Source organism: Ideonella azotifigens, from assembly GCF_006519715.1.
In the GTDB taxonomy this organism is placed as follows: Bacteria; Pseudomonadota; Gammaproteobacteria; order Burkholderiales; family Burkholderiaceae_C; genus Ideonella; species Ideonella azotifigens.
Genome location: NZ_VIDT01000188.1, coordinates 1 through 8617 on the forward strand (window position 1 = coordinate 1; position 8617 = coordinate 8617).

At 66.6% G+C, this 8617-nt stretch carries 6 protein-coding genes; 2 read left to right on the top strand and 4 right to left on the bottom strand.

Annotation, left to right across the window (positions count from 1 at the left end):
• The 3 genes from FKP22_RS13310 to FKP22_RS13320 form a co-directional block, all read right to left on the bottom strand.
• The coding region (locus FKP22_RS13310; protein WP_141287970.1) for an ABC transporter ATP-binding protein at nt 1–682 on the bottom strand (682 nt) is incomplete at its 3' end.
• 48 nt (nt 683–730) lie between these two features.
• Nucleotides 731–2503 (bottom strand): thiamine pyrophosphate-binding protein, encoded by a 1773-nt coding sequence (locus FKP22_RS13315; RefSeq protein WP_141287971.1) that lies wholly within the window; start codon nt 2501–2503, stop codon nt 731–733.
• A 77-nt stretch (nt 2504–2580) separates the two neighbouring features.
• Nucleotides 2581–4116: an FGGY-family carbohydrate kinase gene (locus tag FKP22_RS13320; RefSeq protein WP_141287972.1), complete on the bottom strand. Its 1536-nt coding sequence runs from the start codon at nt 4114–4116 to the stop codon at nt 2581–2583.
• A 244-nt stretch (nt 4117–4360) separates the two neighbouring features.
• Here FKP22_RS13320 and FKP22_RS13325 point away from each other — a divergent pair, with 244 nt between their 5' ends.
• Together FKP22_RS13325 and FKP22_RS13330 are read left to right on the top strand one after the other, a co-directional pair.
• Entirely contained in the window at nt 4361–6076 is a 1716-nt protein-coding gene (locus FKP22_RS13325; RefSeq protein WP_141287973.1) for a glycerol-3-phosphate dehydrogenase/oxidase, read from the top strand.
• A gap of 16 nt (nt 6077–6092) precedes the next feature.
• Nucleotides 6093–6866 (top strand): GntR family transcriptional regulator, encoded by a 774-nt coding sequence (locus FKP22_RS13330; protein WP_141287974.1) that lies wholly within the window; start codon nt 6093–6095, stop codon nt 6864–6866.
• A gap of 131 nt (nt 6867–6997) precedes the next feature.
• Here the strand turns inward: FKP22_RS13330 and FKP22_RS13335 are convergent.
• Nucleotides 6998–8617 (bottom strand): ABC transporter substrate-binding protein (locus FKP22_RS13335; RefSeq protein ID WP_141287975.1); only part of this gene is annotated, 1620 nt, incomplete at its 5' end.

The window sequence follows — 8617 nt, forward strand, 5'->3', positions numbered from 1 at the left end:
CCACGCGCATCGAGCGCGGCCGACGGAAGACCTCGGCGGTGGGGCCGTACTGCAGCAGCGCCCCTTCGTCCAGCACGGCGGTGTAGCCGCCCAGCAGCAAGGCCTCGGTGGGCTCGGTGGTGGCATAGACGACCGTGGATCGCCCCTGCGCAAACAGCGCCGAGAGCTCCTCCCGCAAGCCTTCGCGCAGCTTGTAGTCCAGGTTGACCAGTGGCTCATCCAGCAGCATCAGCGGCGCCTGCTTGGCCAGCGCGCGGGCCAGTGCCACACGCTGCTGCTGGCCGCCCGACAGTTCGGCCGGCAGGCGCTTCAGGAAGGGCTCGATGCGCAGCTTGGCGGCCAGGGCATGGACGGTTTGGGCAATGCCTTTTTCCTTGCGCAGCTTCAGCGGCGAGGCGATGTTGTCGGCCACGCTCAGCGAGGGATAGTTGATGAACTGCTGGTAGACCATCGCGACATTGCGCTGGCGCACAGACTGGCGGGTGACGTCCTGCCCGTCCACCAGCACCCGGCCCTTGCTGGGCTTGTCCAGCCCTGCCATCAGCCGCATCAGCGTGGTCTTGCCGGCCTGGGTGGCGCCCAGCAGCACGGTGACTGCGCCGGGCACCAAGGTCAGGTCAAGCGGATGAAGGTGGACCGCACTGCCTGCGCGCTGGGCGATGCCTTCGAGCACGAGTTTCATGTGGGCTCCGATGCCATGGTGAGGGGGAACATGCTGGTCACGTCCGGCTCACAGCTCGCTCGCCAGCTTCCATTGGCGCAGTTCGTAGACCGTGCCAGGCCGCACAGGCGCCTTGGGATTCGGGTCCTCCATGCGGCGACGGAAGCTGTGAATGGGGGTGGCCCGCGGGTCGATCATCACCTCGACCAGGCTGGGGCCGTCATGGGCAAACGCAGCGTCGAGCGCGGCGTCCAGCTCCTCGGGCCGCATGACCTTCAGGCCCAGCAGGCCCATGGCGGTGCCGGCAGCGGCAAAGTCGGGCTTGTCGCCGACGGCCAGGTCCACCGATTTGCGCAAATCCTCGAAGAACACCTCCTGCCACATCTGCAGCCAGCCCAGGGTGCCGTTGTTGATGACGATGTTCACCACCCGCATGCGGTTCTGGGCCAAGGTGGCCAGTTCACCGACGGCAAACGCATGCCCTCCGTCTCCGGCCAAGGTCACGACGCGGCCGCCGCGCCGCTGCAGCACCGCCGCCGCGCCGATGGCCGCTGGCGACGCATAGCCCAGGCCGCCCTGGCCCCGCGCGTAGAGGAAGTGCCGGCCGCTTTGCGTGGCGGGGATGTACTGGGCGATCCAGCCGGCGGAGAAGCTGGCGTCGCTGATCACCACGTCTTCGGCCTGAAGGCGGGCCGCCAAGCCGGCCATCACGATGGGCGGAATGATGGGCAGCTGGGTGCTGGCCTTCTCCTGGTCGAGGCCTCGCTGCTTGCCCGCCTTCACTTCGGCGATGCGCGCCAGCCACTCGGGCTTGGGCGTGGCGCTCACCATCCCGTCCAGGGCGGCAAGCGTGGCCCGCACGTCGCCACACAAGGCGACGGTCGGCTGGAACGTGCGGCCGTGCTCGGTGGGGTCCGCGTCGATCGTGATGTTGGCCTGGCCGGCCAGCGGCAGGGTCCAGTTCATCGCGGTGTTCTGACTGGCCTTGCTGCCGCACCAGATCAGCAAGTCGGCCTCCTTGATGAGCTGGATGGCGGCAGCGCTGCCAAGCGGGTTGAGCACGCCAGCGGCGTAGGGCCGGGTCTCCGGCACCGAGCCTTTGCCCGACAGGCTCGACACGTGCAGAGGCTGGACGCGGTCACAGAACGCAGTGAGCAGTTCGGCAGCGCCCGAGGCATGCACACCGCCGCCGGCAATGATGGCGGGCCGCCTGGCCTTGGCGATCAGCGCGGCCGCACGCTGCAGTTCGGCGTCTTCCGGGCGATAGCGGCTGGACGGAGCCTGAATGCAACGCTTGTCCACGGGGATCACCTGGCTGTCGTCCCAAGGCGCGTCCATCACGTCGTGAGGCACGATGATGACCACCGGGCCGGGACGCGGCGAGGTGGCGATGCGAAAGGCGGCGCGCACGATGTCGGGCAAAGCCGTGACGCTTGGCACCATGAACACTTCCTTGGAAATGCTCTGGAAAAATCCCTGCTGATCGAAGCCTTGCGAGGCCACGCCCTTGTGCCGCAGGGTCACCCAGTCCAACGGCAGTTCGCCGACGATGCAGATCATGGGGATGGAGGCGTTGTAGGCCTCGACGATGCCGTCGGTCAGCTTGGTTGCGCCGGGGCCGACCGTCACGTCGCACACGCCAGGTTTGCCCGTCAGCCGGGCATAGGCATCGGCCGCGTAGGGGGCACTGCGCTCGTCGCGCACAAGGATGTGCTCGATGCGTGGCGCGAGCCGGGCAATGCCCTGGTGCAGCGCGGTGGTCTGGCCGCCCGGCATGCCGAAGACGAAGTCGACTTCATAGTCCAACAGCATTTTTGCGAGCAGGTCGCCAACGTGTTTCATGGTGATTTCCGTAAGGTGGGTTCAAATGAGGAAGGTCGTGACGGCTGGTTCTGGTCGCTCGTCACGACAGTGAAAACTCAGCGGGCGGGGTCGGGTTCGGCGGCCGGTTGCCAGAGCGGCGCCAAGGTGCGTGCGACCAGCGCGAAGCGTTCGAACTTGCGGGCATATGCCGCGTGCCGCGCCGGGTCGGGTTGATAGGCCCGCTCGACCCGCACCATGTGCGTCATGGCCGAGCTGAAGTCGGCATGCAGACCCAGCGCCACGGCGGCACACATCGCGGTGCCGCGAGCGCCCACCTCGCCACCCTGGGTGACTTCGACCGGCAAACCCAGCACGTCAGCGAACATCTGCGACCAGACCGGGCTGCGAGCTGCTCCCCCGGCCAGGCGAATGCTCTGGACCTGCGCCCTGTCGCTGCCGCTCAGCAGCGCATCAATGTCCAGCTTGTGGGCGAAGACGATGCCCTCGAAGATCGCGCGCACCACGTCGGCACCGTCGTGCTCGGCGCGCAGCCCCAGGAAGCCGGCCGGCGCGCCGCTGGGGCCGCCGAACAGGAAGGGCAGGAACAGGATGTCGTTGGGACGCTGGAGCACCTGGCCGACACGCTCACCGCAGACGTCATAGATGGACTGGCCACGAAGCGCCGCGGCCTCCACGGCCTCCGGCCCGAGGATGCTCTTGCAATACCATTCGAAATTGCTGGCGGACGTGGGCGAGCCCTCGGTGGCCAGGAAGAGTTCACCCACCGGATACGCCATCTGCAAAAGCGGCAAGGTGTCCAACCGAGGCGCGGCATGCAGCGTGGAGTTGATGCTGAAGGTGCCGGCAATCACGCTGAGCTGGCCCGGACGGGCCACGCCGGAAGCAATGGCCGCCGCGCACACATCCACCATGCCGCGCACGACGGGCGTACCAGCGCGCAGGCCGGTCTGCACTGCGGCTTGCGCCGAGACCTTGCCCACGACCTCGTCGCAAGCGCCAATGCGGGGCAGTTTGTCGCGCCAGGCGCCGAGGCCAAGTTCGTCGTAGAAGGCCTCCGGGTAGCAGGCGTGGACCACGTCGATCAGCCCACCCGCACCGGCATCGGTCACATCGGTGGACAGGTCCCCGCACAGCTGCGCCCGCAGGTAGTCCTTGCAGAACAGCACCGAATGCGTCGCGTCGACCACCGCTGGCTCATGCCTGGCCAACCAGTGCAGCAGCCCGGCAGGCTGACCGGCCCACAGCCGCTGCTGTGTCCGCACACCGTTGCGCTGGCTCAGCCCGTCGCGCGCCCAATGGGCCAGCACATCGGTCGACCGGGCGTCGGTCGACATGATCCCGGGCCGCACCGCCTGCCCATGCCGGTCGACCAGGTACAGGCCCGCACCGTAGCCGGACACCGAAACCGCGGCAATGTCGCCAGCGTCGATTGCCAAGGTCTGCAGCACTTCCTGGATGGCCTCGCCAACGTCTCGCCACATGGTCTGCGGGCACCGCTCCGTGTGGCCTGGCGCCGGAAACAGGATCGGATTGCGCCGACGCGCGGTGCCGATCTCGTTGCCCTGGAAGTCGAACAACACGGCCTTGGTCATCGTGCTTCCGGCATCCAGGCCCAGCAGGTACTTCGTCATGCTTGTCTCCTTTGCCATCAATCTCGTAATTACAAGTTGAGGCATGTCTTGCTTGATTTGGCCGAAGTCTATCGACCACTTCCTCCCCGTCAATCCACGTTCTCCGCATATTTGCTAGGTGTTTTTGCCGATGAGCCGCACGACAGGATGCATTCATGATCCGCCGCCACGGACTTCGGCTTTGCATCTTGTAATGATGAGTTGGTTCGCGAACGGGTCTAAACACAGAGACAGGAGATGGGCGATGCGCCGCAGGGACGATGTACTGAACGAGATCCGGGCTCAGCCCGACGTGGAGGTGTTGATCGTCGGGGGCGGCATCAACGGCGTCGGCTTGCTGCGCGACCTGGCCGCGCAGGGTGTGGGCGCGCTATTGGTCGAGCGGGGAGACTTCTGCAGCGGCACCAGCGCGGCGCCGTCCCGGCTCATCCACGGCGGCTTGCGCTACCTGGAGACCGGCGAGTTCGCGCTGGTGCGCGAGTCCGTCGAGGAGCGCAACCGCTTGTTGATGAACGCCCCCCACCTGGTGGTTCCCCTGGCCGTGTGGGTGCCGCTGAACAGCTGGTGGGCCGGCCTGGCACGCGCGCCGGCACGCTTCTTCGGCTGGACGCGAAGCCCGGGGCGCAAAGGCGCGATCGTGACCAAACTGGGCCTGGTGTTCTACGACTGGTTTGGCCGCAAGATCGGTGGGGTGCCGAGACATCGGCTGGTGAGTGGCCCGGATCTGCGGCGCGCCATGCCTTCGATATCGAAGCAGGTGAAGCTGGTGGCCGAGTTCTTCGATGCCCGGCTCGTGCATCCTGAACGGCTGACGCTGGAGCTGATCGCAGACGCAGAACGCGATTGCCCCGAGGCACTGGCGGCGTCCTACCTGGCACTCGTGTCCAGCGAGGGCGACACGGTGACACTTCAAGACGCGCTGGGCGGCGAGCGCATTCAGGTGCGGCCACGCCTGGTGATCAACACCACCGGCGCGTGGGTGGACCAGGTCGACGCGCAGATGGGGGTCCATCACCGCTTCATTGGCGGTACGCGGGGCGCCCACCTGGTGCTGCGCCACCCGCTGCTGGCACGTGAGTTGGGTGCGCGCATGCTGTATTTCGAGACGCAGGACCATCGCATCTGCCTGGCCTACTGCCTGACCGACGATCTGGTCCTGCTGGGCACCACCGACATCCGCACCGACGATCCGGACGACTGCCGATGCACAGAGGCCGAGATCGATTACCTGTTCAGGGAGTTGGGCATCGCCATGCCTGAGCTCCCAGCCAGGCGCGAGCAGATCGTCTTCAGCTACGCCGGCGTGCGCCCGCTGCCTGCGGCTGACGGCACCGTGGCCGGCGCCATCAGCCGTGACCACTCGGTGCGGCTGCTGCCGGCCCAGGGGGATCGCCCTTTTGACATCCTGACCCTCGTCGGCGGCAAGTGGACGACCTACCGTGCCTGCGCAGCCCAGATCGCTGACGATGTGCTCGCACGCCTGCGCCGGCAGCGCAGGGTCGACACCGCCCAGCTGCCCATCGGAAGTGGCCGCGATTGGCCAGTCGACCCGGCCGAGCGCCAGGCGCGCGTGGACCGCCTGAGCACCACCTCGGGCCTGGCCCCCGCGCTGGTGGCACTGCTCTGGGACCGCTACGGCTGCGAAGCCAGCGGAGTCGCCGCCATCGTCGCCACGACCGGCGCTGCAGCCATCTGCGACCTGCCCACCTACACGGTGGGCGAGATGGTCCACATCGCACAGCACCAGCGCATCGGCCGGCTGGCCGACGTGGTGCTGCGCCGCACGCTGATTGCCATCGAAGGTCGCTGCACCGAAGCAGCACTGCGCATGATCGCCACCATCATCGGCGGGGAGCTGGGCTGGGACGCCCATCGCCAGGCACAGGAAGTGGCCGGCACCCTGAAGCTGCTCAGGCAGCGACATGGTGTACAAATCGGCTCCCGCATTGCAGACCTCTGATGCCAGAGCCGCCTCCATGACAGAAGATCCGCCCGCAGCGTCGGGTCGTGACGCCGCCGCAGAATCTGCCACCGGGCCACTGTGGTCCCAGGTCAAACAGTCCCTGCTGCGCATGATCAGCGACAACGGCATGGGCGCCAACGCGGCCCTGCCTTCCGAGAGCGCCTTGTGCGAACGCTTTGGCGTTTCCAGAACCGTGGTGCGGGAGGCTCTGAACCAGCTCGTTTACGAGCACGTCATTTACAAGCGCCAGGGCAAAGGCGCTTTTGTCTCTGGCCGCCGCGAGGAGCAGAACTTCGTCGGCTCCATCGTCGGCTTTTCGGGCGAACTGCTGGACAAACACAAGCGCATCACGCGCCGCGTGCTGACCCAGCGCGTGGCCCTGCCAGGCGAGCGCGCGCAGCACTTCCTCAGGTTGCCGGTCGACCAAGGCATTGCTTCGCAAGTGGTCGAAGTTTCGCGGGTGCAGATGGTGGACGGCATCCCGCGCATCCTGGTGCGCCACAGCATCCCGGCGGCGCTCACGCCGGGCCTGGACCAGCTGCCGCTGCAGACCCGCTCGCTCTACGACGTGCTGCAAAAGCAGTACGGCATGATCTTCAAGCGCGCTGATCGCTGGATCGAGGCGGTGACGCCCACGCCCGAGGAAGCCGACCTGCTGGAAATTCCCCACACCAGCCCGCTGCTGGCCATCGAGTCCTGCGCCTTGTCGGACGCCGGGCTGCCCATCGAGTACTACCGCGCGCTGTTCAGAACCGACCTCGCGTCACTGCACATTCGCATCGGCTGATCGCCGCGCGAACAACCAGCCAAACGCCGCCACGCTGAAGGCCGACGGCTGACAAGCCGCGTTGCAGCGGCCTGCCAGCCCTTCGTGATCAAGGGTCGCTGGCGGCAAACCGTTGTTTGCCGCCAGGTTGCTCAGCGCACCTTGCCGGCCTTCCAGGCATTCAGCAGCGTATCGTAGGCAATGGTCTCGCCCTTGGGCTTCTCGTTGGCCAGCTTGGCCCACGGTGCGCCCTTGTCGCTGAGGTACTTGGCCGGATCGCCCTTGGGGTTCAGCTTGGGCGCGCAGTGGGCCATGCCAGCGCGCTCCAGCCGGGCCATCACGTCGTCCATTTCCTTGGCCAGGTTGTCCATCGCGCCTTGCGGGGTCTTCTCTCCGGTGACCGCCTGGGCCACGTTCTTCCACCACAGCTGCGCCAGCTTCGGGTAGTCAGGAACGTTGGTGCCGGTGGGCGTCCAGGCCACACGCGCTGGGCTGCGGTAGAACTCGATCAGGCCGCCGTACTTGGCCGCGTTCTTGGTGAAGTAGTCCGAGCGGATGTCCGAGTCGCGGATGAAGGTCAGGCCGGTGATGGACTTCTTCAGCGAGGTGGTCTTGGCGGTGATGAACTGCGCGTACAGCCAGGCCGCCGCGGTGCGGTTCGGGTCGCCGTCCTTGAAGAAGGTCCAGCTGCCCACGTCCTGGTAGCCGTTCTGCATGCCCTGCTTCCAGTACGGGCCGTTCGGGCCCGGGGCCATGCGCCACTTCGGCGAGCCGTCGTCGTTGACGACCGGCAGGCCCTTCTTGGTCATGTCCGCGGTGAAGGCGGTGTACCAGAAGATCTGCTGCGCGATCTGGCCCTGCGCCGGCACCGGGCCGGCTTCGCCGAAGGTCATGCCCATGGCTTCCTTGGGCGCGTATTTCTTCATCCAGTCGATGTACTTGGTCAGCGCGTAGACGGCGGCCGGCGAGTTGGTCGCGCCGCCGCGTTCGACCGAAGCGCCCACCGGCGTGCATTTGTCGGCCGCCACGCGGATGCCCCATTCGTCGACCGGCAGCCCGTTCGGGATGCCGATGTCGGCCGTGCCGGCCATGGACAGCCAGGCGTCGGTGAAGCGCCAGCCCAGGCTCGGGTCCTTCTTGCCGTAGTCCATGTGGCCGTAGATGGGCTTGCCGTCGATGGTCTTCACGTCTTCGCTGAAGAAGGCGGCGATGTCTTCGTAGGCCGACCAGTTCAGCGGCACGCCCAGGTCGTAGCCGTACTTGGCCTTGAACTTGGTCTTCAGGTCTTCGCGCGCGAACAGGTCGGCGCGGAACCAGTACAGGTTGGCGAACTGCTGGTCGGGCAGTTGGTAGAGCTTGCCGTCGGGTGCGGTGGTGAAGCTGGTGCCGATGAAGTCCTTCAGGTCCAGCCCGGGGTTGGTGAATTCCTTGCCGGCGCCGGTCATGTAGTCCGACAGCGCCATGATCTTGCCGTAGCGGTAGTGGGTGCCGATCAGGTCGCTGTCCGAGATCCAGCCGTCGTAGATGGATTTGCCCGATTGCATCGAGGTCTGCAGCTTCTCGACGACGTCACCCTCCTGGATGATGTCGTGCTTGACCTTGATGCCGGTGATCTCCTCGAAGGCCTTGGCCAGGGTCTTGGATTCGTACTCGTGCGTGGTCAGCGTCTCCGAGACCACCGAGACTTCCTTGACGCCCTTGGCCTTGAGCTTCGCAGCCGCCTCGATGAACCACTTCATCTCGGCCAGCTGCTGGTCCTTGTTCAGCGTCGA

Excerpts from the sequence above, each read along its gene's own strand:
- FKP22_RS13330 (WP_141287974.1), top strand. The coding sequence starts at position 6,093 with ATGACAGAAGATCCGCCCGCAGCGTCGGGTCGTGACGCCGCCGCAGAA.
- FKP22_RS13315 (WP_141287971.1), bottom strand. The coding sequence starts at position 2,503 with ATGAAACACGTTGGCGACCTGCTCGCAAAAATGCTGTTGGACTATGAA.
- FKP22_RS13325 (WP_141287973.1), top strand. The coding sequence starts at position 4,361 with ATGCGCCGCAGGGACGATGTACTGAACGAGATCCGGGCTCAGCCCGAC.
- FKP22_RS13320 (WP_141287972.1), bottom strand. The coding sequence starts at position 4,116 with ATGACGAAGTACCTGCTGGGCCTGGATGCCGGAAGCACGATGACCAAG.